We start from the raw sequence: 24,606 nt of genomic DNA, 5'->3' as shown, positions 1-24,606 counted from the left end.
TTTTGATATCGTTGATACGCTGATCGGTTTCCCAAAGAATAAATGTCCCAATGGGATAGCCCTTCAGGATTGAATCTAAAAGCTTGGCGGTCGCCTTCAAATCCCAAACAAAATCTCGCTGAAACTTTGGAACCTTTATGATCCCCTTTTTCACATCAGAGATCAGGTCATCATAGGTCTTGGAGTCTGGTTTAGGTTGGTTATTCATTGGTTACCCGATTTCTCAATAGCTAGTATTTTGCCAGAGGCAGTCTGGTCGTATCGAATATACTCCAAGGCCTCCTTTATGCTTTCAAGTGCTATCACCTCTCTGCGGACCTTGCTCTTAACGCCGCTCCTAGGGGCCTGATACCTATGAAGCCTTAGAAAGGTGCCTTCGTCATTGATGTCAGAAAATCCCGCGAGCTCCTTCTGGATGATCAACTGGTCTTCGTCCAAGCAAGACGGATAGTTCGCGATCCATTCCTGCAGATGCTGGCGTTCCTTGAAGCCCAATTCGGAAAAGCAAAGTGCCTTGAGGGGCTTGATCGAGTTGTCATCTTTATCAACACGAAACATAGGCCTTACCCCTCACCATTTCGCACATAGGTCACATAGAAGCCCTTGATGACCCGGTGCTCCTGCAAACGGTCCCCAAGTGAAAACCCGTCCTTTCTGATGGGTGCCTGGAAAATATCGAGACCGCGATCCAGAACGATTTTCCAGCCGGTGTCGGTAACGATATCGCGCGCATGCGCGGTCCCTGTGCCATCAAAGGCCCATGTGAACGCAACGCCAGAGCCGACGCAGGCGTCCGCGATTGAATCCAGCAATTCACGTTGTTTCGCGACGTTGCCATCATCAGGACCGGTTACGAGATGAACGCTGATCTGGTCCTCGGGCGACTTGCGCCGAATAACCATTTCGACGAATTCCATCATGTTTCGGATCTGGTAGAAGAACCGCACATAGGGGTCCGTCACGATAATCTTGGATGCGCCCGCAATGTATGGGCCAAAGAGGCGATCGTAGCTGATCCCCTTGCGATCCTCAGTGAAGACGTGATGCCCTTCTTCCAGAGCAGGTTTTACGTCTGTCTTGGCCGCAAGAATGGGCTCTGCCGCGGTGCCGGAAGCTGATCCCGCTCCACCAGCGTCCGAAGCGGCATCGCCACCATCAGTCGACGTCTCGGTCTGTTCCTGTTCCTTGGGATCCAGCGCTGGCTTGAGATAGTAGAACTGCGGGTATTCTTCTTCCTCGACCGTTGTTACACGCCGCTTGGTGCCGTCGGATCCGAGGTAGTAAAAATCGACCTCGGGATAGGTGCTGTCGATGCGAGCTAGCTGGTCTTTCACGCGCTTGCGGCTTTCCATGGCAAGCCGAAGTAGTTCTTCGACATCTTCCGCTGTCTCGCCGCCATTTGGGAAGATCAGCTTTAGAAGCCCGGACATGGTCTTGTAGATTGCATCCCGATCTCGCGTCGAAATTTTCTCGCTGATCTTGAAATGCAGGTCTGGCCGATGTGAAAAATCCTCCTGCCGCAGGTGACGCAAGATTTCGGCCAGATAGTCGACGATGAAGCCGTAGCCAGATGTGAACATCTCACCCCGGATGATATCGACCTCCCATCCGGGCAGATAGGCGTGCAACCGGTCAATGAAAGCGCTGTCGTGGAACTGTGGCGGCAGCGCCTCGAACAGGTCGGAATTCTTTAGCATCCAAGGCACGTTATGATCGGTGTTCCCGACGAAGGCGAAACTCGCCTCGGCGCCCATCGGATTTACCCCGCGCGAGAACTGCTTGTTCGCCATGTAGTTTTTCATGATGTCGACAAGTGCCTTGTTGGCCGTCTTCTCACGGCCGGCAAACTCATCAAAGGCCACGACATCCCAATAGCCAACCAATCCGATCCGCCCATTGGAGTTGTTCACGAAGAGCTTAGGAACCGTGATCTCGCCGCCGGAAATCAGCTGACCATGGGGCGAAAACTCGGAATAGACATGCGATTTGCCTGTGCCCTTTGGACCTAGCTCGATGAGGTTATAATTCCGCTCGACGAAGGGGACCAAGCGCAGCAACTGCAAAAGCTTTGACCTGCGCCCGAACAAGGTTGGGTCAAAGCCTATGCTCTGCATCAACAGATCAATCCATTCCTCGGTGGTGAACTTGTCCCGCGTCTCGCGATAGGCGTCATAGTCCACACGGGCGATCTGGATCGGCTTCAGCGTGTCGATGATCCAAGGGGAGATCCGGCTGTCTTCCGAGAACTCGTATTGCACATCCGCGATGCACCAGATGCCCGTTACCAGCAGTTTAGGGTGCGCCTTGACCGTGGCACTGTCGATGGCAACGCGCTTGATCCCGAGGTTTTCAAAGACCGCTTCATAAGCATCAGTCTTCTCGTTAAGTGCTACGCTGACTTGGTCAATCACCTTGTAGCGGCCGCGCTCCTTGATCGTTGACTGGACCAAACCCGCCTCGGAACGATGGACATAGTGCTTACGCAGGATGTCCTTGACCGTCTCGATGCCTGTCGCAATCGAGGCCTCGTCGTCGGTCGCACAATACTGGCCGAGAAGGTATTCGAGCACATAGGTGGGAACGATGGCGTTCCCCTTCACCGCCTTCACCAAGTCCTTGCGGACCACGAAACCGGCAAAATGCTCGTTGATCTTGTCATCAAGGGTCGACATCGGCACCTCAGAAATCGAAATCTGTGCTGATCCCGCGTTTCAGCAGCAGCGGCTGCGAAGCGTGATCTTCGAAATGGCTGGTCTTGCCGATGCGCGTTCGCAGCTTCAGGAAGACTGTCTGATTGTTATAGGCGTCTGCCGCCTTGGTCAGCAGGAAGCCCCGCGATAGCTCACGCTCGCGTGGATTCTCGGATGCGAAATCGAATTCCAGCTCGGCTTCGTCAGAGATGAGCGATCCATCGTCTGCAAAGATCGCAGCATGCACCTGTCGGGGCTGCTGCTTCTCGGTAACAGGCTCTGCCTGATAGAAGGTGACCTGGATCTGACCTGTAGTGATCTGGGCACGGGCTGGCGGAATGATCTGCACCGATACCTGCCCGACATCCTCCTTGCGCTGCTTGCCCACACGCAGGACTGGCAGGACGATCTCCTGTAGGCTCGCCCCGCCATGGACAAAGCGGCTGCCCGATCCTTTGACCCGCAGGCGGTTGATCGAGTTCGGGATTAGAATGTCCTGCTCACCTTCTAGGCCAAGCTGTGCGGCCGAAAACTTCTTCATGCCGCCACTGCTGTTAAGACCGCGTCCGATCACATAGCGCCGGTTGCGTGTAACGATCTCGCCTTCCGGCTCGCTCAGCGCGAAGCCGCTCTCTTCCAAAGCCTTGTGTTGCCACAGGAACCCATGATCCGCGGTGATCAGGATGTTCGAGAAATTGGCGGAGGTCAGCTTGCGCACCAGCTTCACCAGATCCTCAATGGCGGTCTCTGCTGCTGCGGGAACATTCTCTTCGGTGGCGAGCTTGTCGCCAATCGCGTCAATCTGGTTGTGGTAGAGATAAAGGATGTCATGATCCCGGAAGAGGTCTTTGCCCTCTGACGATCCAAGGTTCATGAAATCCTTCGCCGCCAGAACCTTTACCCGGTCTCCAGCCCGGCCAGCAGCCAGCGCCTTTTCACGGGCTGCGGCACCCATAGTGCTCTCGCCGTCCAGAAGCACCAGATCATTGTCGTCGCGGATTGCCAGTTGTCGATGCGGCAAGAGCGCCGCCATGCCTAGCTGGGTATAGCTGGGCAACGCGCCAATCATCGGCTTCAGTTCGGCATCGAACCGGTTGAGCTTGCGGATCTCGCGCAGCGCCTCTTCGGCCACTTCGTAACGCAGCGCATCCGAGATGATGACCACGACTTTTTGCGGGGTATCCAGACGCCGGAAATAGGCGACTTCCTCGTGATAGAATTCCATCTGCCGACGAAAACCCGGAATCGTCCAATCCGTCAGGCGGGCAATCTGATCCTGCCAGGCGTCGTTGAGCTTCAGCACGAAATTTGTGGTGTAGCGGTTCTCGACCGCATCATAGAGCGCGGATAGCAGCCCGGCCTGCCCGCTTTTCTGCATGTGATAGATGAACTTGCGATAAAGCTGGTCCAGCCGGAACCAGCTTGCAGAATAGCGTTTCACGCCATCAGGCAAGCTGCTCATCGTCAGGTCTGCTTCTGCCAGCACCTGCTGGAACTCGGTCGCATAGCCAATGGCCTGATAGACATCGGCGTAACGGCTATACCAATGGCTCTGTCGGCGATCACGCACCCATTTCAGCACATCTGTCGCGGGCAGGCTCTGCCGGGCCAGCCCCTCAACGATGGCGACAACGATCCTCCGGTCCACTTCCTCGAAGTGATCATGCGGCATGAGGGTGCGAAAATCGCGGGAGGCCAGATTGTCCCTGATCTTCAGCACGTCCTGATAATCGCCCGACAGCTTCTCGAACGCTTCACCCCACCGGCGCGAAGCGCTCCAGCGGCGGAACATCAGCGCGGCATCGGTGTTCAGGGGGGCAGCTTCTCCCATGGCCCGCGCCCATGCGCTGGAAAACAGCGTGATGGCAAAATCCTGAAAATCCGGGATATCCGGCGTATAGCCGTAGCGCGTCGAAACCTCTTTCCAGAAAAACTCCGCCAGCCCGACCCGGTCGATGAGCCGCAGCGCATCATCACGATCTTCGGCCAGTTCGGCCAGCATCGCCTCGATCACCGTATCGAGATCACCATCCGCGCCGGCGCAGACCGCCAGCATCTTACGCCGGACGTCGTTGGCGCTTTGTGACGGGCGCTCACGCTCGATCTCGCGCAGCGCATCCAGCCGCTTACCGGAACGGTAGAATTCGGCGTGTTCGCGCACGGCGGCTTCGTATTTCGCCGGGATACCCAAATCCGTCACCCAGATCGCAGCCTGATCAGCACGAAAAACGGCACTGGCCAATTGCACATCCAACAGCCAGTTTTCGGTCATCGGGGGCTCGGGGCCAAGCGTGTCATTGATAGGCAGAGCTTCGAGGTAGCCAGGGTGAAGATTAATCGTAGGATTAATCGATTCTAGGATCTTGTGTGCAACCTTGGAGTTCAGAAAGCTGAGCAACCCAAGATTGGCATCAAAACTATTTGCTTGGCAAACGCCAGCGGCCGCATCGAACAGGTATCCCGCCCCTACCATGCGGAATGAGAGATCACTTGATGTAACCACCGTCCAGCTAATGCCAGGTAGGAAAATCCGATCTAAATTAAAGTTCGTGGCTCTTACACGAGCCCCATCATCCGTAAGGGTATTTTGGATTTCGTATCCATCATTATACCAATTCACAACGCTCTCAAGATTGCCATACCACCGACGGACTGGCCCTCCCTTTGCATATGGAAACCATGTGCATTGGCTGTCTTTAGCTTCGCTTCGCGAGTTCGCACCGAACTTTATCCCCGCAAGATTGACTTCAGTCCAATCTCGGACAAATCGCTCGTTATTGGCAGTTACGAGCCCCTTCGCAGCGCGAGCGATACTGTTGATCCGTTTGCCACTTACAAAAGCTGACCGCAATTGACCCGAAAGCCAATATGCAATCGGCGTTCCAGGAATCGTCTGGAAATCGTGCGCGCCCAACGAAATAGTTTCGTTCGCCTCCCTCTTTGCAAGGAATAGCGCACCTTTGCCTGTTGTTGCCGATGCATCGGCGAGATTGATGTAATCTCCAGCGCAATCCCGCTTTCCGTTCAATATTACAAAGGCTACACCTCGGTTATATGTGTGCCCTTCCGGGAAACAATTCCAGCCGATGTGCGTAAGTTGCGCGATCGAAGATTTTTTTAGAAGATTTGAACGAAATTTCTCGAAGGAAGCAAGAAACATCCACGCATCAAGCGTAACAGATGCAATGTATCCGTTTCTAAGAGTAACGGTTTGTGACCTATCTATGAACGCAGTCATAAGGTCGGCCTTGCTGGCATTGTATTGACTTGCAAGCATAGACTTGAGCTGGGCGTTCATTCCTCCATTGCCCATATACGGCGGGTTGGCCACCACCACGTGGTACTTAGATGACAGCGCCTCAGCCATGCGCAGCACGGCCATGACACGCGCCTGCACCTCCTTCAGCAACAGGTCGGACCCAAAATCCCGCGCTTCCACCACCCGCAGCGTCTCGGCCGGGTCGCGCAGCTTTGGCACAATCAGCGAGCCGAAGTTCTTGGCCTGATCGAACTGCCCCAGCGTCTCGCGCAGCTCATCCGTGAACAGATCCTTGCCCACCACGGCGGCCACGTCCTGCATTTCGGCCGGGGTGAAGCGCACATCCTGCAAGACCACGATATCGGGCTTTTCCTCCATCCGCAGGAACCGCCGCCGCCCCAGCTTCGCTGCCGCCTTCATTGACAGGGCAAAGGCTGCCAAGGCGCCTGCACGGTCGTCAATCTCAATGCCAGTCAGGTTGTGCTTCAGGATCAGGCCGGGAATTTCGGCCGCGTCATGGCCTTCCTCGGCATAGATTTCATAGAGCAGGTCAAAGGCGTAGGTTAGCATATGGCCCGAGCCGCAGGCCGGATCGCAGATGCGGATATCTTCGGGCCGGGTGATTTTCAGGAAATCCGTTTCCGGATCTTCCGGCGCGATGTAATAATCCATCTTCGCCGCTAGGTTCGACTGGGGCCGATTGAGCAGCCACAACCGCCCCAGCGAGTTTTCCACCAGATAGCGAACGATCCAGTGCGGGGTGAACAGCTGCGTCGCGGCGGGAATGTTTTCCGCCGTGATCTTCTGGTTCTTCTTCAGGCCCGCGAAAACCTGATCCTTCTTTTCGCTGATATAGAATTGGTAAAGCCAGCCGATGATTTCGACATCCTGGCAGGCCTCTTCCGTCATCACCTCGCGCAGGCGGGCAAGGATGCTGTCCGGCGACAGAAGATCGTCGGGCATCAGCAGTTCGGTATAATCCTCGGCCCGGTCGAGCATATCGGCGCGCTCGAACATATAGGGCATCGCGGCGTGCCATTCGTTGCAGGCATGGATCAGCAGCAGCCGATAGGCTTCCGCCTGCCCATCATGGGCGGGGCGAGTGCCGTTCAGATATTCGGCGATCTCGGGCCGGGCGCGATCCGGCAGGTTGCCCGCCATCGCCTCGGCCAGAATCTCGGGCCGGGTAGCGCCATCGGCGGGCGATACGACGCGCGGGTTGGTCAGGCCCGTGACATCCATGAAGCGCAGCGCGGTGAAGCGGTTGAACCAGGTGTAGGCTGCCTGCTCGATCACATGGGCGCGGTTGCTGTTGGCGGCGGCTTCAAGTTTAGCAATCGCTTTGGGATGCTCGCGGCGAGCCGCTGCGCCTTCGGCCAGCACCATATCAAGCCGGGCAGTTACCTGATCGATCAGCAGGTTGCGCGCGCTTTGCGCAAATTTCTTCAGGGCGTTGGTATCCATCAGACAATCACTTTCTTGCCCGCGCCGATCTCGGCCAGCAGGGTCTTTTTCATCTCGTCGAGGTAGCGGGTCACATCGTCTGCATCTTCGAGATAGGCTTTCCCGATAGAGACGGTGATCGACTGGGCGTTGACATATTGGGGCTTTGCCGGCGTCGGCGGCACATATGGCTTGGCCGGGGCTTCGGCCACGCCACCTGCAGGTTGGGGCTGCGGAGCGGGCGCCGGTGCAGGCGTCAGTTCGGCGATCCGCGTCAGCGTATCGGCCAGAAGGTTGGAACGCACCTCTGTCACCCGATGGCGCAAGGCCGGGATCAGGGTTTGCGAGGCCATGCTGGCTTTCTGCGCGGCAAGCTCATCGCGGATACGGGTCTGCTGCTCTGGCGGTAGCGCACGGAATTCCGAGGTCTGGGTGGTTTTCTCGGCCACCTCTTCGATCGCCGCGATGACGGCGTTGCGCTCGGCCAGAACCGATTGTTCGATACGCTCCTTCAGGGTGTAGAAATCCGCCTTCAGTTCCTGAATCGCGGTGCCCTTGAAGCACTGCGGATCGGCCAGCGCCTGACGCAACGTATCGGCGGCAGGAGCGTCGGCAAAGGTGACGTTCTGATCCTGAGCGGTCAGGAAAGCGCGCACCTCGTCATAGATGACCTTCTGCGGTCCGGACATGAAGCTGCGGACCTTGTCGAGGATATCCTCCTTGGCATCCAGCAGTTGATCTTCCTGCCCAACCGGGCCGGTAATGAACCATGTCGCCGACTGGTCGCGCATGCTGTCGAGCAGAGTTCGCAAGGGATCGAGGGCTGCAATAAAGGGATAGCCAGCCGACTGCCGGCCAAGACCCTCCAGTTCGCTGGTCAGCTTGCGCAACTGGGCCTGCCACTCCGCCCCCAGACTGCGAGCGTCATTGCCCGACGCGGGCAGGTCGAACAGTGCCTGAAACAGCTCGCGCGATCTGCGGATCTGGGCCGCGGTAAACTCAATCTGCGGAGAGAGCAGAATATTGCCAAGGGCATGGCTGTTGCGCAGCCCCTGCGCCAGAGCATCCCCTTCCAGCAGAGCACTGTCGGCCCGTGCCTCGAGCTTGCCGCGCGCGACAAGGCTCGCGGTCAGGCAAAGCACCGCGATGGACGGCCAGCCATAAGGTTTGGCACCAAACTTCTCGACCAAAGCCTTGACCGAGACCCGCGTCCCAAGGCGCATCTGGGCCTGAGCGTGATTCAGCACGTCCTGCTCGGCTTCGGTCAGACCGCTGCCTTCACCGCCGAAAAGCCCGCCATCGACGCGTCCTGCGCGCCCGAGATCGGCTTCGGTGTAGGTGGCGCCGCGCAGCACAGGCAGGCTGGTATAGACCTTGTCGACCAGGACTTGGAAACCTTTGACCAGCCGTTCCTGCGGGTCTTCACCTCCGATTTCCAGCTCGGCTCCACGCACAAAAAGGCGAGCATCCGCGATCAGAGTGCGGAGACGCTGCACCAGTTCCTTTTCGCGCCGCGTATTCTGATCACGCTTTTCCGCAATGATGCGATCACGACCTGGCTGGGCGTCACCGCTGGTGACCTGACGGGCGAATTTCACGGTCTGGAGCCAGAGGACGAGATCGCGCGTGAAGCGCACATCACGTCCCAGCAGGACAACCATCTCATCGCTTGCCATGCTGTTCGAACGAACCACATCCGGCGCGTCGGAATCGTCGCTGAAGGGCGAGACGATGTTCACCGAAAGCTCATGCTCCCGGTTCAGGCTGTGCCCGTCGAGCTTGCGGGTAAAAGCATAGTCCACACCCGTGCCGGCATGCTTGATCTTGCCGTGACGGAGGATCGCCCCAAACGCCAGTTCATCGAGCTGCCGCTCAATCTCTGCGGGATCGACGGCAATTGCCTTGATCTCGGCCTCGACGTCCTTTTCCTCGTTGGTTAGGAATTCATAGACCTCACCATTACGCTGGATCAGCGTCTGGCGTTCCAGAAGCGACAAAGCCTCTTCGATATTGCGGCGCTGCTCGGTCTGGTCCGCCTCGAACCGGGACAGCAGGAGGATCGATATGTTGCGGGCAGTCGGCTTGAATTCCTTGACATATTTGACAAGGAACAGGACTTTCAGAACCCGAACGGCGAAATCATCACCAAGGTTCTTCTCGGCCAGTTGGATCGACTGCTGAACCGAGGATTTGAGGGCAGTGCGAATCCCCTCGAACATCAGGTCGAAGGTCGCCAGCCCCCCGACTGGCGTATCCGCCAGCTTTTTGGCCACCTCCTGAAACACCCCCAACATGGAGCGTTCACCGACCGAGCTGTGCTTGCCCTCAAACGCATTGTGCTGAGAGAGCCCCATGATCGCGCGCTGGAACAGATCATACTGGTAGTTCGGGAACGGGTAGCTCGCGACGAACTGCTCCTTTCCGGAGAAATTCCTGAACTTGAAGGAATTATCTCCAAAATCGAACAGGGTGCGCAGGTTGTTCTCTTCGGCATCGTAAAGATTGCCAAGGGTGATCTGACCAGCCTCGGTCTTAGCCAGAAGGCGGCGCTGGATGACTTCGGCCACATCTTGAGAATTCAGAGGCATCCGGTTGGCGAAGCGTGCCTGAATTTTCGAGAAGTCATTCTCTTGCTGTGCCGTCAGATCCCCGATGACCGAACCCATGTCCTGCTGGGCGGTGACAACAATCCAGGCCTGCCCCTTGCACTTCGTGTTCAGGCTTTCGGCGATGGTTTGCAGGTTCGTCATGAGTTTGACGTTGTCGGCGATATACTGCCCGACCTCATCGACGAAGAAGTTCAGCCGGAATTTTGGCCCCTGCGCATCGATCCACGACTTCACCATGTTGGCGAAATCTTCAATCGAGACCTTGGTATCCTTACGATACTGGCCAAGAATATCCTTGACCTCATCGCCCGTGACCTCCGCGAAAGCGGCGGCAATGTGCTTGCCTTCCATCAGAGCCTGTTCACGCCCGCGCTCCCAGGGCTTGCCGGAAGACTGCGCAAAGGCCGCCTTGAAGGCATCAAGCTTCCCGCGGCTGTCGAGATCACGCTCGAACTGCGCGATATGCGGGAGCTTGCCGTAATAGCCGCACATCTCGTCAAAGACCTTCTGGAAGACGGCCAGAAGCGCATCGACATCCGTCTTCGAGATCACATCCGCCTTCTGATCGATATTGAACAAGACCGACCGGGACGGGATCGACACGGCCTTGCGCAGCGCACCCGCCAGCATCGGATTGCCCTCAAGCTTGCGCTCAAAGATTTCGACGGGACGTTGTCCCTCGACCTCGTCATTCTCCAGCAGCAGGGCGAGCATCTTCAGCAGGTGAGATTTGCCTGACCCGAAGAAGCCGGAAATCCACACTCCGTTCGCGGTATCGTAATTGTTGTAGGCGTCGAGGAATTGCTCCAGCCGGGCGCCGATCTCGTTGGTGATGACATATTCATCAAGCTCGGTCAGGAGGCTGGCCTTGTCGTCAGCCTTGATCACCCCATCGATCGAACGGTCGACCGGCTTGGCAAAGATATCACGCAGAAAAGTAGCCATCGGTCAGACCTCGTAATTCATGATATTGAACGCGCGGTAGTATTTGTCGTCATGGAGCAAGCCGAACAATTCCAGCGATGCTCCTGTCGCCAGCGCGTGTGTGTATTTTCCAGGAAAGAACATGACCGTCGGGCGGTCTTTCGCGGTGCTTTGCAGATTGTTGAGGACGTTGTGCGACCGCAGGTAGGGGTAAACTTCGCCTACGCCTGACAAGAAGATCACGTCGTGCGGGACTTCTTCAATGCGCCGCGCAATCTCTGGAATGAGGTGCGCCTGCGGGTCCAGAACGCCCTGCAACAGCTCCTTGAGTTCCGCCTTTTCCGTTTCGGCTTCGACCTCAAGGATCTGCTCGAAGATTCCCCGATCTTCGAGGATCCTGAGCGAAAGGTCATAGAGATCGATATCGAGGACGCGCACACCAGCGTGGCTTAGCCGGGTGATCAGATCCTCGCGATCCTCGCCCAGGCTCAGTCCGTCTTCAGCATCAAAAGCGCAGATGAAAAAGGGAACCTCGTTTCCCAGCCCTTGCTTTTGCAAGAACCGATCACTGGAAATTACCCTGAATAAGTGCTCGGCGCGGGCGCGCCGATCAGTTTTCGTGCCCACAATTACCCCCCATTTCCGGGAAAGACCCGCAAGTCCGCCGGATTACTCTCCTCAATCAGCCGCTTCATGCGCCCCGACAACCAGATCGGCTGAATTCTGCCCTCGACACTTCTCAAGCCAGCTTCACGCAATATCCGAAACAGGACCTGACGCAATTTCGCGCAAGTTGATGACGAAAGCTCCGCAAGGGCAGGATCGGTCTCAGCTTTCTCCGCGAGAAAACGGTCAAAAACCTCATGGCCCAGATCAAGTCGCCAGGATTGGTACCGCTCACTGATCACCTCGACGGCGAACTCGTGGACGAACCGATAAGTCCGGCAGATGGCCAGCCAGATCATCGCCAGCTGCTCGGCGCGGTCAGCCTCTGCCGACAGGTAATGGCGCTCTGCATCGGAGAGATGACCTATCCGGTCATACACTTCACGAAGTGCGCGAGTTTGCGAGGCCAGTTTGGGCAAGGACGACGCGCCCTGGGCAAGCAGGCGCTCGCGAGCACAAGCCCATGTCTCTCCAGGGTGATAGGCCTGCGCGATCGCAAGGCTCTCATTGAGCATCAGCCCGCCCACACTGAAGGACATGCGGTATTTCGATACGGTAGCCATCATCGAGGCGCCGCCCCGCTTGCTACGTCAGCCTCATCGAATTCCTGCTGCGCACGCTCAAGGGCAGCAGCAACCTCATGTTCGTTGGCGGCGACAATATGCTGGGTCCGCGGATCACGCGTCAGCGCCCCTTCAAGAAGTCCCAACCGCTTGAGAACATAAAACAGCATGGCGTAGCGAACTGTCAGCACAGCGCGCCCATCCGCCATGTTGTAGTCCTTCGCGACCACTGCCTGCTGGCCGGCCGACAGCTCGGGATGCGGAACAATGGTGATGTCGAATGTTTCTTGCCACAGCCTGTCCTGCGCCGCACGAGCGCCCGGCTCACCAGACTCGCCGTGGCCAAGGACGCGTGAAAGCAGGAAATCCTTGAACCTTTCCGTCTCATGACACCAGGCCCGAACGTGCCAACGCAGGCCATCAAAGCCAAAAGCGTGGGGGGTAATGCGCCGCCAAGCAGGATCAGGGCGATCACGGCTCATGGATTGATAGTGAAGGACGAGCGATCGCTCTTCACGCACTGCCGTCAGAACTGAACGCAGAACTTCGGTATCGATCTTACGGCGCAAAGTAAGCGCGATATCCATGTCAGGCGGGATGGAAAGCCAGTTCGAGCCTGAATCTGCGAAACCTTCTGCCATCGAGCGCAGCCGCATGAGATAGGCATCCGGATCTGGATCAAGAAACACTGGCCGAAAATCCGGCCCTGCCACGTAGCGACGAGCGCTTTTGTCGTAGACCGCGTTCAGCGGCGCTCGCTCCTGATAATGGGTCAAATCCTTTGATGCCTGCGGAACCGAAACGCCAAACGTATCGATCAGGTCAGAGCGATTGACGCCCCCCTCCCAGAACAGGCGAAATTCGATGAACTCCAGCCGCCTCTCGACAACCCATTTCAACATTGTTCGTCCCGCCGCTCTCACGAGGATATAAAATATATGGACACCCCTACAATACCCGCATACTTTCTATTCCTTCATGCATCCCCTTGTCAAGTCTGGGGGAGACCTGATGCGAGTTATTCACACAGCAGACCGGCACATCGGCCAGACCCTGAGTGGCTGCTCGCGCGATTATGAGCATCAGGTCTTCTGTGATTGCTACAGAGGGCGTAGATTGTTACCCCCTAGGCGTCCAACGCTACGTCCTGGCGATCCGATCGGGGCACGAACTGCTCGTATTCCCGATAACATGGCGAAACGCCCTTCGCCCCATATTATCGATCTTTGTAAAACGCCTCTGTTCGCCCCGTGAGGCCCGCCAAGCGGGGGAAAAGACTGACAGGGCATAACCGGAGATCCTGCCGCCTGAGAGGCTGAGAGCAAACAAACTACTTTTATTCCGACACCGAATGATGCCGGGCAGCCTGTCTGTGGCGGCTCGGAAACCGCTACGATAAACGGCTGCCCCCCAGCCAGAGCGCCGCTCCTGCCAGGCTATCCGCCCTCAATCCTCTGCCGGTCGAGGCGATAGACCCGTGCCCTGTCCGGATCGACATGCCGGGGCAGGCGATACTGATACGACCTCTGCTCACCACCCGGAACCAGCAGACCCGCATCGCCCAGCAGCTTCACCGCCAGGCCTGCCGGCATGCCGGAGGCGATGTCCATCCGGAACGCATCGATGCCGAGATAGATCCAGCGCTCATCACACCAGCCGATGGCATCCGGATCCGGCTCGGCTCCCGGCGGGCACAAGCGGTGGCGGTTGCGGCGCAAGTATCCGGCCAGACGTTCCGCCATGGCCTCGGCAGTCGACGGCGGACGCGCCGCATGGGCCCTGTGCCAGATCACCGCGATCTCGACGAGGGCGTCGGTCGCCATGCCCTTCCGCCAGGGCAGGACGCCGAGCCGGCTGCCGATTTCGCCAGCCGCAGCGATCAGGGCCAGACGGTTCAGAACCCGCAGCACCGGCCCCTCTTTGGCATTCCCAGGCAGCCCGATCGCCACCAGCATCTTGCTGCGCAGGCGCGAGATCATCGGGCGCAGGGTCTCCTTCATCAGGTCATGTTGTGCGATGATCCTGTCCACGAATGCCGGCAGGACATGCCCATAATGTTCCCTGGCAGCATTCTGGAGCGTCTCGGCGAAGGCGTGGCCCGAGCCATGTCCATGCAACGTCTTGAAGAGGCCGAACGGCCACGACGGTGCAGGAACATCAATCAGCCGGACGCCGATCCCTTCGGGCATCTGGATCCCGGCAGCAGCCAGGATCCGCTCAATCGGTTTCTCCGAGGTCGAGAGCAGGACGGTTTCCCAGCGCGCCGTCGCTTCCATGATCAGTTTGTGGTTGCCGCGCCCCCGGCCCGTACCATTGCCGATCATGTAGATGGCCTCGATGATCGCGGGCGAAGGTCGGGCCGGGAATTCATCCAGCATCAGGACGCCGTCATGGGCCAGGCGGCATGCGAGTTCCAGCGCCGTATTAGTGGCGTTCCAGCGGTCAAGTTTGGGCGGACCGATGCAGCTCTGCGCAGTGATCAGGGCGGTGGTCTTTCCCGAACTGGTCGAGGCGTGGAAATTCAGTCCAAGCGTCTCGATCCCCGCATGTTTCAACAGCGGACCCGCCAGCACTGCAGAAATGGCGCAGATCAACGCCGGATTGCCGACGGCCAGACGACCGACGGTGTCTTTCCAGCCGTCCAGCGAACCCGAGGACGGTACGGCGCTGCGGGCATGGATCAACTCGACCGTCTCACCACGCTGTGGATCTTCCGGAAGCAGCTTGCCGTCAGGCAGCAGATAGGCAGGTGCCGCATCCGTCCCTGCCATCCAGCCGGGACGCGAGACCGACAGGATCCGGGCTTCCACCGGCCAGCGGCGGATCAGGTCGATGATGTCGTTCCGGTTGCCCTCGATGGCAAGTCCCGCCGAGATCAGCTGCGCACAGACGCTGCGTGGCTTGTCGAGAATATCGGCCTCAGGGATGGTTTCCCGACGCAAATTTCCGTCGCGGTCGAGAAAACAAACCCGGCGGCCCCAGTTCCTGCCGCTGTCATCGCGGGTCAAGGCTTCGACGCGCAGAGGTCCGCACATCGGCACCCATTCATCGTCGATACCGCCATAGCCCAGCATCTGTTCACGCGGAAGATGGGTCCAGAACGGGGGCAATTCCTGACGCATGGCGACCAGGAAGGCGGCGATTTCCGGATCGTGATGAAGAGCGCGCAACCGGGCCTCGGACGTCTCCTCAGCGGCATCATCCGGCAGAATGGTCTGTCCGGCATCGGTGGGGGCGGGCGGGGTTTCGGGAAGCGCGCTGTGCTGCTGTGCGTCGATAGGGTTATTGTCCGGCATCGTTTTTTCCATGCAAGGCGCGGGGTTGCGCCATCCCCATCATGATGTGCCGGGTCGGCATGCAAGTCAGCGGCAGGGATGCGCGATATTGTGGACAATGGCACCAGATGCCCGAATTTTGGGGATAACCCGGATGGGAACGGACAATGATCCGATGGAGAAGGAAGCGGCAGACCCCACACATGCGGAAAATCCGGATAAATCGCCCATGCCCATCTGCCGGTCCGTTGGATTTGTTGGACCATTGGACCGGACCGAGCACTACAAGGCTGCGCAGGTTGAAGCCCGCGGTGCGGCGGCTGTCCAACAGTCCAACCGGTCCGGCGGACCAAAACAAAGAGAGGCCTTGAACCGGTGTCAGGCGGGAGTCCCCCGCAGCACCGCCTTGCCTGCCCTACGCAAGATTATGGAAGCCCTGTTGCCATTCAGGCCACCATCATTGCCAGGAACTCGCCAAGGCATTGTGCGTGATCCGCGCCGATTTGGTCAGGCCGCCGCAAGCTGATCCTACGATCCGCTGTCAGGTCGCACCGGGGGTTCAACGCATTCCCTCTTGACGAGTTTGGGCCACAATTCCTGATCTTGGCAATCTCGGCATCGCAGAACGGATGTCTCATCCTTTTCCCAGTTCAGGTGACACCGCCCGAATGAAGGATAACCTGAACCCATTCCGATGATCTGGGACACTCTGAAGACACCCGTCAGGGAACCCGTTTGACCCGGGACGCACTGGCGCCATCTGATCGCCTGCCCGGATTGACGAACCTATTGTGGGTTGCCCGCTGATCTCAGGCTTCAACAATCCAACCGCGACGTCCGCACCCTTCAATCTCCCGGGCCTGTCATCTCCAGCCACTGGGCCAGTGCGCGTCGGATCATCTCGGGCCGCGTTGGCAGATCCCTCTCATCACGACGTCGATTGTCTATGGCTTCTATCAGTTCGCGAGGAAGCCGAAGATTGACCGCCTCCGAATCCACAGGAGGGCGTCCACGTTTTTTTTCCATTTTCCCGAATCTATACTTGATTTACGGTTTAATGGTGTCATATAATGCAGGCACAGGCAAGGGCTCCTACCCCCTTGCCCGGCCCTAACCACACTGATCTCGGTTGAGGAGACCATCATGGCTGACTGCACCTATACTATCTCGGCGAAGACCACGGAAGTCGCATCTTCCTTTGCGCATACGCCTGTCACCATCCAGTTTGGCGCTGTGATGCGCGACCTCGCGGCTTACATCGAAGCTGAGCGCGATCTCGAGCATTGTGACAGCTGGGATCCGGCCTGCGACGCGTGGATCCGCGACGCCGAACGGGCCCGGGCGCATGTGCTGGACGCGATCACCGCCCTGCACGGAACACCGGTCTGTCGCTGCGAGGATCAGCCGCTGAAGCGCCTCGGTCAAATGGCACAGATGCTGATCGAGAGCGACAGCCCGGAACAGGTCCGGGACATTCTCGCCCTGCCCGACCGTTTTCCCCATGCCTTCCTCTGTGCCGGCACTGACCCCGTTGCACGACGCGTCAACCTGATGGTCGCGGGTTTCCAGCAGCATCTGCATGCCCTCGCGACCCTTGAGGATGTCGCGGATATGGTCGAAGCAGACTGTTTTGTGGTCGAGCCGGACACGCCCGCGACCATGCTGGCCCCCGCAGCGTAATCACCCCGCATATCTGATGGCACTTGTTTGCTGCAAACGGCAGGCAAGCTCGTCCCGCACCCGCACCATTCCTTTTGCCAGCGGTATCCGGTCGCACGCCCTGCGTGCGCCCGGCGCCCTTGGCTTCCCATCATCCTGCTTTTTTCAGGAGGACTACCCATGTCCACGACCATCCTGTCTTCGCACGACACCCGCGCCCCGCTTTCGGTCTCCGACTTGCCGCTGATCATCCATCCCGGCGAACTGCATGCCCATTGGATCGAGGCGGCGAGCGCCAAGGGTTTTGACCTAATCGCCCGCGTTCGTGACCGTCTGCATGTGGCACTCCGCTGCCAGAGTTGCGGCGGCATTCACGTTGCCCGACACTCGGTCGTGATGACCGCGCAGCCGTTGTGCCCGCATTGTATCGAGAACCGGTGGCGCGAGATGGCGCTGACCGCCGGCCTGACCTGGCTCGGCCGGGATCCGGATCACCGCCATTACGGCCGTTACCTCCCGCCCTGTGGCCACGAGATTCGGCGCCAGTTCACCTTCGTTGAGCGTGTCGCATCCGGCGCAGTTGCCGCGCGCTGCGAGACCTGCCTTGTTCGTCGCGAAGAGGCAGAGGCGCTGCGGGTCGGTTGGACACGCCTCGGGCGCGACCCGCAGGGCAACGCGTCTTACCGGTTCTATCGCCACCATTGTGGACACGAACAACGCATCGCGCGTGCCAATCTTCAATGGGGGCAGTGCGACTGCGCCGGATGTGGGCAGAGCTGGACCGCCAAGCCGTCCTACATCTACTTGCTTGATATCCGCCATCCTGGAACCAAGAGGCACTATCTCAAACTCGGATACTCGTCGCATCCCGTAAAGAGACACAAACACCAACTTGGCCTCCCAAAAGATGCTCACGTCGAGGTTCTCCGGGTCGTGGCCATGCCGACCGGCCACGCTGCCTGCGCAATGGAAAAGGCCGCCCATGCGGAACTTCGTCGTCTCTATCCGGAAGCCCTCGTCCCTCACCCGGAATTCAATGATCTGATGAACGTGGTCAGCGAGATCTACCGGCCTGAGTCGCTTGCCATCCTCCACGAGACCCTTGATCGGATCGAGGCAGAGATCGTCGATGCGGACCGCACCCGGAGTCCGGATGTCCTCTCAGCGCCGCGCCACACCACGGTAGACAACAATCCGGAAGCCCCGCTCGGTGCCCCGGATACGCCCCCACCTGCCGCATCGCCCACCCGGACTCCGGCACCCCAACCGTGCCGCAAACCCCGCCCCACGGCAGCCCCGCGTGATCACCATCCGATCCTGCGTCGCCATTGGGGCGTGAGCGGATAACGGGTTTCGGACAGGGCGTTCCGGATCCCGCGAGGGAACCATCTCGCTGATCCGGATGCCTCCTGCGGCAAGGGGACGGCAGCGCGTCTCCTTGCCATCTTGAAGCCACGCGGCACCGAAGCAATGCCAAGGTTTTCTGCAAGCCGCATCCCGGACTCCAGATCAGAACGGATCAGGCACTGCGGATGCCCGAAGGCTTCCGGATCCCTGCTCACCCCGAACCAGACCGCCTCTGCCGCATCCGCGTCAACAGGATCGCGCGCTCCCTCGATCTGTCTTGCTGCGATCCGGAATGCCGGATCGTTCGCCCTCTTATACCCGGAGTCCTGCCATGACCCAGACAATCTTCACCCCGACCAGCAATCCTGATCCCGAATCCGGAACCCATAATCCTCCCACTTGGCATCCCCTGGCCCGTCAGGCCATTCGCCACCTCAAAGCCGATCTGGCCGAGAAGCTGACCCCGTCCTGGGATCCGTGCCTCGACCCGGAAGACATGGATCTGCCCGAGCTGCTGGAGGCCGCGATGTCGCCTCCGGGCTCCGCTGCGCTTGATGCCTTGAACCGCAGCCCGGCGGCACAAAACATCTCCCCCGAAGAACATGACGCCATTGCGGACGCCGGCGGCGATCCGGCCGCCACCGCCGCCAACGGCACCTCGCAGCCCCGCATCCGCCTGCCCGCCGGCAAGTTGTTCCCACTGCTGCGCCTCGCCGCCAGTATTGGCAGCATCCCGGATCGCAATGCGATGCTGGTGCCGGGCGCGATCACGGTGATCGCGCGCGTCCCGGGTGATCTCATCGATCAGATCAACCGGCTCATGTCGCATCTTCTCCCTCAGGACATGTCCGTGGCCCTGTCACCTGGCCGTCTACCAAAGGGTCAGCCCTACGTGCTGCTGCTCAGCCCGGACATCTCGAACAACAAAGTCTCTGAACGCGCCGTGAGCGCATTTGCCGCCGATCTCGCGCGTGCTGTCGACATGCGCGCACCGATCGTGATCCTCTGGCCAGATGAGGCGGCCGTGCCCGCCATGCTGCAGCAAGCGCCAATCCAGCGCCGGGCCTTTGCGCCTCTGTCGGCGGAGATCCTGATGACCGCCCTGCGCGCCACGCATAGTGCCACCGGACGGATCGACGAGACTGCGGTTCGCACTGCCCTCCCGAACGACGCGGCCCTCTCCGACTTGGAGCCACTGGCCCTCAGTCTGGCGATGCGGGCGCCGAGTGCGAAGGCCGTTGCCGAACGGATCGTGACGCTGACGAACAAAGCCCCGCGCGCCGCAGCTGACGGCCCCTGGCTGGAAGACATCCACGGCAATACCCCGGCGCTGCAGGCCGCGCGCCAGATCACGCGCGACCTGCGCGTTTGGAAGACGGGTGAGGTCGCCTGGCAGGACCTGACCCGGACGCTGCTGCTCTACGGCCCGCCCGGCACCGGCAAATCGTGGATCGCCCGCGCCATGGGCAATTCGGCAGGGTTCAGCGTCGTGACCGGCACCTTCGGCGCATGGCAGGCCGCAGGCCACCTCGGCGACATGCTGCGCGAGATGCGCAAGTGCTTTGCCGAGGCGCGCTCGAAAGCACCAACCGTGCTGATCATCGACGAGATTGATGCCGTCGGTTCGCGCGAAGACCGCGATCAGCACAACCGGTCCTACCGCACACAGGTCATCAACGCTTTTCTCGCCGAGATGGACGCCATCGCCCGGGAAGAAGGCGTGATCGTCGTCGGCACCTGCAACCACCCGGACCTGATCGACCCCGCCGTGCTGCGCGCCGGACGTTTCGACATGAAGGTCGCCCTGCCCCTGCCGGATGTCGAGGGTCTGTTCAGCGTCTTCCGGCATTGCCTGCCGGACTGGCGCGAGGCCGATCTGCGCGATATCGCCACGCGTGCCGTCGGCTGCTCGGCGGCAGATGTCGACGCCGCCATCCGGCAGACGCGGGCAATGGCCCGTGGGGCGAGGCGGGACATGGTGCTTGCCGATCTCCAGCAGGTATTCCGCATCACGCATGATCCTGAGATCGACCGTCGCGTCGCCCTGCACGAATGCGGCCACGCCATCACCTGTGCGGCCCTTCGCCTTGGGCCGGTCAAACGGATGTTCCTCGACCGGAACGGCGGCGGCGGCACCTTGTTCGATGCAGAGGCCAAACATGGCGTATTGCAGGACATGCAGGATCGTCTGGCGCAATTGCTCGCCGGACGTGCCGCCGAACGCCTCGTGCTTGGCGACATCTCGGCCGGTGCCGGCGGCAGCCCGGATTCCGATCTGGCTCAGGCCACGATGATCGCCACATCGATCCAGACGCGCTATGGCCTTGGTGCTCAGGGTCCGGTCTGGACCGCCGATCCCGATACTTTGATCGCGCTGGACCCCGACGTGCTGTTTCGCGTCCGCCGCGAGTTGGAGGCTGCCGAGAAACGCGCCACCCAGATCCTCAGCCTCCACCGCGACCTGCTCGAAGAGATGGCCAGGGCGCTGGCCGCGTCCCGCGACATGGATCGCGCCGAGGCGGCGGACTGGCTTGCCCGGGTGCGCAGTGCAGCACCAGACGAAGTTGATGACGCGCACCCTGCGCATCAACCGCAATAGAATTCAGCGGGGGTGGTGCCCGCCCCACGCGATCGCGCGCCGCCCTGTCAAATCGCCCCGCAGGAAAGAAAGGGACCAAAATAAAAAAACAAAAGAGAGCGGCGGAGCCGCCAATAAAACCCTCAAAACAAAAAACGGCACCCCCTGCGGCGGGCTCTGCCCGCCGCCCATTCCATTCCCCAGGGAATAAAAAGGAAAGAGAGAAGAGACCCAAAACCAAAAAACAAAAACCAGGAACGCGCCGGGTCTTTCGGCGCGCCGGTGTGACCAAGGCAAAAAGAGAAAGATCAGACGCAAAAGAACAACGTGAAATGGCGCGGCACAATCAAGTCATCCGTCTTTCACGTCCTGCGCCCTATCCGCCCCGAATGTCCTCCCCAGACGAGGTGACCAGCAATGACCCACCATCCAAATCCAGCGACCTGGATCCCTCGGGTGCTCCGCTTCATCGAAGCCAACTTGCCTGTGCTTGATCGCAAGGGCGAGGAATGGGACCATATGTTCACTTCCGCTTATCAGTTCGGCTGCGATGCACTGATCGCCCTCGGACAAGCCGAGGAGACCGGGCGTGGCGCGAGACCGCTGCCCCATCCCCGACTGCCGGGGATCCTGCCCAGATGGGACGATATCTGCGTCACTGTGCTCAGCCTCGCCCATCAATGCGGGCTTCTCTCTTACAGACTGCCCGACGGGTGCGAATCCCCTGAGGCCGCCGCATGGTGGGGTCGACGCGCGGGCGCAGTCCTTCCGCCGCCGAACATCAGGACCGCGCATGGCCTTGGCCCGGCCTGGGCCGCCCCGCAGGTGCTGCCGGTGCTGCGCGCGCTTGGACTGATCGAATCCGGCCAATGGACTGTAACCGCGAAGCCTGTGCTCTGGCGCAAGGAGCCACAGGAATGGGATCTCGACATCGCCGCCGATTCGCGCTTCCAGCTGGCGCTGGATCGGGCCGTCAACGAGATGCCCGCAGACATCCGCCGCAGGCTGGACGGGCTGGTCACCATCACAGAGGCCGATGTCACCAAGGGGCTGATCCGACGCGAGGCCCATCAGCAGGGCCTGCGCGCGGAGCACGGCGTCAGCCGGGTGATCGGCCTGCCGCTCACCCGCGACTCGGTGCGGCAGGGCCTGATCTGCCTGCGCATCCATGATCTCGACTGGCTGTTCTTTTCGAACTGGCGGTGGCCGGACGGCTGGCTCTCCCGCTCGAGCGGAAACGGGCGATGGAGATCTGGCACGATAGCCTCGCCATCCGCATGCGCAGGGCCGTCGTCGCGCAGCTTTATACGGACAGACCGGAGTTTGCGGGGTGAGCCGTCAAGACGATCTGGAAGCCCGGACCGGACGCTCCACCCAGCCCCAAATAAAATCCGGATAATTCGCGCGGATGGTCCGCTGCGCCCGGCTGGAGCCCCGCCCGGCACGTAGGACGTGGTCGACGCGCTTGCCCGTGGGCCGGCCCCATCCTCGACTGCCCCTCTTGAGAGTGAGATTTCCATATTTCGCAGTTGGTTATCCACATTCATGAACCTCGAGACCCGAGTTTGCAGCTTAGAGAGCCGTTCCCATGCCCTATGATCATTCCAACAGCAGCGGGACCACCCGCACACAGGATCATCATCAGCGAACGCCGATGGGCCATGTCCCACGGCGCAGGGAGCAGCTCGGCCCATGGCGCGAGACCGGAGAGATATTGCCAGGAAGGACGGCGCCGCACAGACGGCGGCCGCCGCTTCGGCCCCTTCGGCCGATAGCACCGACAAAGCCCTTGCCCAGAATCACGAACCGCCGCACCCTGACCTTGTTCGCCTCGTCCAGCTGCTGGCGCGCCACGTCGCCCTGGCCGACATTGCCGCGCAGAAGGCAGCGCATCGCCCGAAGGAGTAACGCATGATCCAATCCCCCGCACTGCGCGCCGCGATCTATGCACGCTATTCTTCGGACAATCAGCGCGAGGCCTCACTTGAAGACCAGATCCGCATCTGCCGACGCCTGATCGCGCAGAAGGACTGGACCATTGCCGAAGTCTATACCGATGCCGCCATCTCCGGCGCATCGGCTCTGCGCCCTGGTTACCAGAAGTTGCAGGACGACGCCCGGCGCCGCCGGATCGACGTCATCGTCGCCGAAAGCATCGACCGGATCAGCCGCGATCAGGAACATATCGCCGCCTTCTACAAACAGGTCAGTTTTCTCGGCATCCCCCTGATCACCGTGGCCGAGGGCGAGATTTCCGAACTGCATATCGGGCTGAAGGGCACGATGTCGGCGCTCTATCTGAAAGACCTCGCCCAAAAGACACATCGTGGCCTTGAAGGCCGTGTGCGCGACGGCAAGTCGGCCGGCGGCATCAGCTATGGCTATCGCGCCCGGCGCGAGTTGTGTGCCGATGGAACGCTCACCACCGGCGAACGGATGATCGACCCCGATCAGGCTGCGATCGTCACCCGCATCTTCACCGAATATGCCTCGGGACGTTCCGCCCGCGCCATCGCGGCGGCGCTGAACGACGAAGGCATCGCGTCGCCCGACAGCGGCAAGGGCGCGGGCACCTGGGGACCATCCACGATTTCCGGCAACTGGAAGCGCGGCACGGGGATCCTGAACAATGAGCTTTATATCGGCCGCCTCGTCTGGAACCGACAGCGTTTCGTGAAGGACCCGGCGACGCAGAAGCGTCAGGCCCGGCCGAACCCACCCGAGGACTGGATTATCGAAGAGGTGCCGGACCTGCGGATCATCCCCGATGACCTCTGGCATGCGACCAAGGAACGGCAAGGCGCGATCCGCGCCGATATGAACCCGGCGGGCGTCCAGTCTGCCCGGCCCCGGCCCGAACGCGCCCGCCGCCCGGACTACCTGTTCTCTGGCCTCGTCAAATGCGGCTGCTGCGGGGCGAGCTATACGCTGATCAACAAGACCCGTTACGGCTGCGCGGCGGCGCGCAACAAGGGCCACAGCATCTGCAGCAACCGTGCGACAATCCTGCGCGAAGAGGTCGAGGCCCGGGTGCTCGACGGGTTGCGCGAGAAGCTCCTGCACCCCGATCTGATCGCCGCCTTCGTCGAGGAATACCGCAAGGCGTTCAATGCCGCAGCGGGCGACCGCAGCAGCGACCGGGATAATGCCAGGCGCGACCTGAAGCAGATCCAGAAGAAGATCGCCGGCATCCTCGCCGCCATCGAGGACGGCATGTATCACCCGTCGATGAAGACGAAGATGGCGGATCTTGAAGCCCGGAAAGCGCAGCTCACGGCCTTCCTCGAAGATACCCCGGAGCCTCCGGCCCTGCGGCTGCATCCGCGCCTGTCGGATCTCTACCGCGAGAAGATCGCAAACCTTTCAGCAGCGCTTCAGGAACCGGGGATGAAGCTGGAAGCAACGCAGATCCTTCGGAGCCTGATCACCGAGATCCGGATGGTGCCCGAACCCGATGCGCCCGGCGGACACGAGATCGAACTGCTGGGCGAACTGGCCGGGATTCTGGCGCTTTCGGAGGCGGATACGACAAAGCCCCCGCGCTTGGCGAGGGCTGGTAAATCAGTCGAGTCGGAAACGATGGTTGCGGGGGC

Annotated in this window: 16 protein-coding genes; 6 read left to right on the top strand and 10 right to left on the bottom strand. The window is 60.1% G+C overall.

What is annotated here, in order from left to right:
- From F3H32_RS16140 to F3H32_RS16090, 10 genes are all read right to left on the bottom strand, one after another.
- Positions 1 to 208: DUF262 domain-containing protein (locus tag F3H32_RS16140; protein WP_149766720.1), on the bottom strand; the 208-nt coding region annotated here is incomplete at its 3' end.
- Positions 205 to 558, bottom strand: coding sequence for a hypothetical protein (locus F3H32_RS16135; protein ID WP_149766719.1), 354 nt, complete (start codon positions 556 to 558; stop codon positions 205 to 207). The genes F3H32_RS16135 and F3H32_RS16140, both read right to left, overlap by 4 nt.
- 5 nt (positions 559 to 563) lie before the next feature.
- Positions 564 to 2,672, bottom strand: a complete 2,109-nt coding sequence (gene brxL / locus F3H32_RS16130; protein WP_149766718.1) for a BREX system Lon protease-like protein BrxL — start codon at positions 2,670 to 2,672, stop codon at positions 564 to 566.
- 7 nt (positions 2,673 to 2,679) lie between these two features.
- On the bottom strand, positions 2,680 to 7,413 hold the full coding sequence (gene pglX / locus F3H32_RS17975) for a BREX-1 system adenine-specific DNA-methyltransferase PglX (RefSeq protein WP_149766717.1): 4,734 nt from the start codon (positions 7,411 to 7,413) through the stop codon (positions 2,680 to 2,682).
- Positions 7,413 to 10,946 (bottom strand): BREX system P-loop protein BrxC, encoded by a 3,534-nt coding sequence (brxC, locus tag F3H32_RS16120; RefSeq protein ID WP_149766716.1) that lies wholly within the window; start codon positions 10,944 to 10,946, stop codon positions 7,413 to 7,415. The genes pglX and brxC overlap by 1 nt, the downstream gene beginning before the upstream one ends.
- Positions 10,947 to 10,949: 3 nt before the next feature.
- The gene (locus F3H32_RS16115; RefSeq protein WP_149766715.1) at positions 10,950 to 11,552 is read right to left on the bottom strand and encodes a DUF1788 domain-containing protein; all 603 of its coding nucleotides are present in this window, start codon (positions 11,550 to 11,552) and stop codon (positions 10,950 to 10,952) included.
- 2 nt (positions 11,553 to 11,554) lie between these two features.
- Positions 11,555 to 12,157, bottom strand: a complete 603-nt coding sequence (locus F3H32_RS16110; RefSeq protein WP_149766714.1) for a DUF1819 family protein — start codon at positions 12,155 to 12,157, stop codon at positions 11,555 to 11,557.
- The gene (locus tag F3H32_RS16105) at positions 12,154 to 13,056 is read right to left on the bottom strand and encodes a WYL domain-containing protein (RefSeq protein WP_149766713.1); all 903 of its coding nucleotides are present in this window, start codon (positions 13,054 to 13,056) and stop codon (positions 12,154 to 12,156) included. Before F3H32_RS16105 ends, F3H32_RS16110 begins: the two co-directional genes overlap by 4 nt.
- A gap of 534 nt (positions 13,057 to 13,590) precedes the next feature.
- Positions 13,591 to 15,450, bottom strand: a complete 1,860-nt coding sequence (locus F3H32_RS16095; RefSeq protein ID WP_223191505.1) for a DUF927 domain-containing protein — start codon at positions 15,448 to 15,450, stop codon at positions 13,591 to 13,593.
- Between the two features lie 825 nt (positions 15,451 to 16,275).
- Positions 16,276 to 16,455 carry a ribbon-helix-helix domain-containing protein gene (locus F3H32_RS16090; protein WP_081614940.1) on the bottom strand — a complete coding sequence of 60 codons (180 nt, stop codon included), beginning with the start codon at positions 16,453 to 16,455 and terminating at the stop codon, positions 16,276 to 16,278.
- Between the two features lie 117 nt (positions 16,456 to 16,572).
- On the opposite strand from F3H32_RS16090, the gene F3H32_RS16085 reads away from it, so the two are divergent.
- From F3H32_RS16085 to F3H32_RS16060, 6 genes are all read left to right on the top strand, one after another.
- Positions 16,573 to 17,109, top strand: coding sequence for a hypothetical protein (locus tag F3H32_RS16085; protein WP_223191504.1), 537 nt, complete (start codon positions 16,573 to 16,575; stop codon positions 17,107 to 17,109).
- 159 nt (positions 17,110 to 17,268) lie between these two features.
- A complete protein-coding gene (locus F3H32_RS16080; RefSeq protein WP_149766711.1) occupies positions 17,269 to 18,435 on the top strand; it encodes a hypothetical protein in 1,167 nt (388 codons plus the stop codon).
- Positions 18,436 to 18,766: 331 nt separating this feature from the next.
- Positions 18,767 to 21,034 carry an AAA family ATPase gene (locus F3H32_RS16075; RefSeq protein ID WP_223191503.1) on the top strand — a complete coding sequence of 756 codons (2,268 nt, stop codon included), beginning with the start codon at positions 18,767 to 18,769 and terminating at the stop codon, positions 21,032 to 21,034.
- A 435-nt stretch (positions 21,035 to 21,469) separates the two neighbouring features.
- Complete coding sequence (locus F3H32_RS16070; protein ID WP_223191502.1) at positions 21,470 to 22,462, top strand: hypothetical protein; 993 nt, start codon at positions 21,470 to 21,472, stop codon at positions 22,460 to 22,462.
- Between the two features lie 243 nt (positions 22,463 to 22,705).
- Positions 22,706 to 22,921: a hypothetical protein gene (locus F3H32_RS16065; RefSeq protein ID WP_085502599.1), complete on the top strand. Its 216-nt coding sequence runs from the start codon at positions 22,706 to 22,708 to the stop codon at positions 22,919 to 22,921.
- 3 nt (positions 22,922 to 22,924) lie between these two features.
- Positions 22,925 to 24,606 (top strand): recombinase family protein (locus tag F3H32_RS16060; RefSeq protein WP_149766709.1); only part of this gene is annotated, 1,682 nt, incomplete at its 3' end.

Source organism: Paracoccus thiocyanatus (genome assembly GCF_900156255.1).
GTDB classification, from domain to species: Bacteria; Pseudomonadota; Alphaproteobacteria; order Rhodobacterales; family Rhodobacteraceae; genus Paracoccus; species Paracoccus thiocyanatus.
Note: the sequence above shows the minus strand (reverse complement) of the source record. Positions and strands in the feature narration are given on the sequence as shown.

Excerpts from the sequence above, each read along its gene's own strand:
- F3H32_RS16135 (WP_149766719.1), bottom strand. The coding sequence starts at position 558 with ATGTTTCGTGTTGATAAAGATGACAACTCGATCAAGCCCCTCAAGGCA.
- brxL (WP_149766718.1), bottom strand. The coding sequence starts at position 2,672 with ATGTCGACCCTTGATGACAAGATCAACGAGCATTTTGCCGGTTTCGTG.
- pglX (WP_149766717.1), bottom strand. The coding sequence starts at position 7,413 with ATGGATACCAACGCCCTGAAGAAATTTGCGCAAAGCGCGCGCAACCTG.
- brxC (WP_149766716.1), bottom strand. The coding sequence starts at position 10,946 with ATGGCTACTTTTCTGCGTGATATCTTTGCCAAGCCGGTCGACCGTTCG.
- F3H32_RS16110 (WP_149766714.1), bottom strand. The coding sequence starts at position 12,157 with ATGATGGCTACCGTATCGAAATACCGCATGTCCTTCAGTGTGGGCGGG.
- F3H32_RS16105 (WP_149766713.1), bottom strand. The coding sequence starts at position 13,056 with ATGTTGAAATGGGTTGTCGAGAGGCGGCTGGAGTTCATCGAATTTCGC.
- F3H32_RS16095 (WP_223191505.1), bottom strand. The coding sequence starts at position 15,450 with ATGCCGGACAATAACCCTATCGACGCACAGCAGCACAGCGCGCTTCCC.
- F3H32_RS16090 (WP_081614940.1), bottom strand. The coding sequence starts at position 16,455 with ATGGAAAAAAAACGTGGACGCCCTCCTGTGGATTCGGAGGCGGTCAAT.
- F3H32_RS16085 (WP_223191504.1), top strand. The coding sequence starts at position 16,573 with ATGGCTGACTGCACCTATACTATCTCGGCGAAGACCACGGAAGTCGCA.
- F3H32_RS16080 (WP_149766711.1), top strand. The coding sequence starts at position 17,269 with ATGTCCACGACCATCCTGTCTTCGCACGACACCCGCGCCCCGCTTTCG.
- F3H32_RS16075 (WP_223191503.1), top strand. The coding sequence starts at position 18,767 with ATGACCCAGACAATCTTCACCCCGACCAGCAATCCTGATCCCGAATCC.
- F3H32_RS16065 (WP_085502599.1), top strand. The coding sequence starts at position 22,706 with ATGGCGCGAGACCGGAGAGATATTGCCAGGAAGGACGGCGCCGCACAG.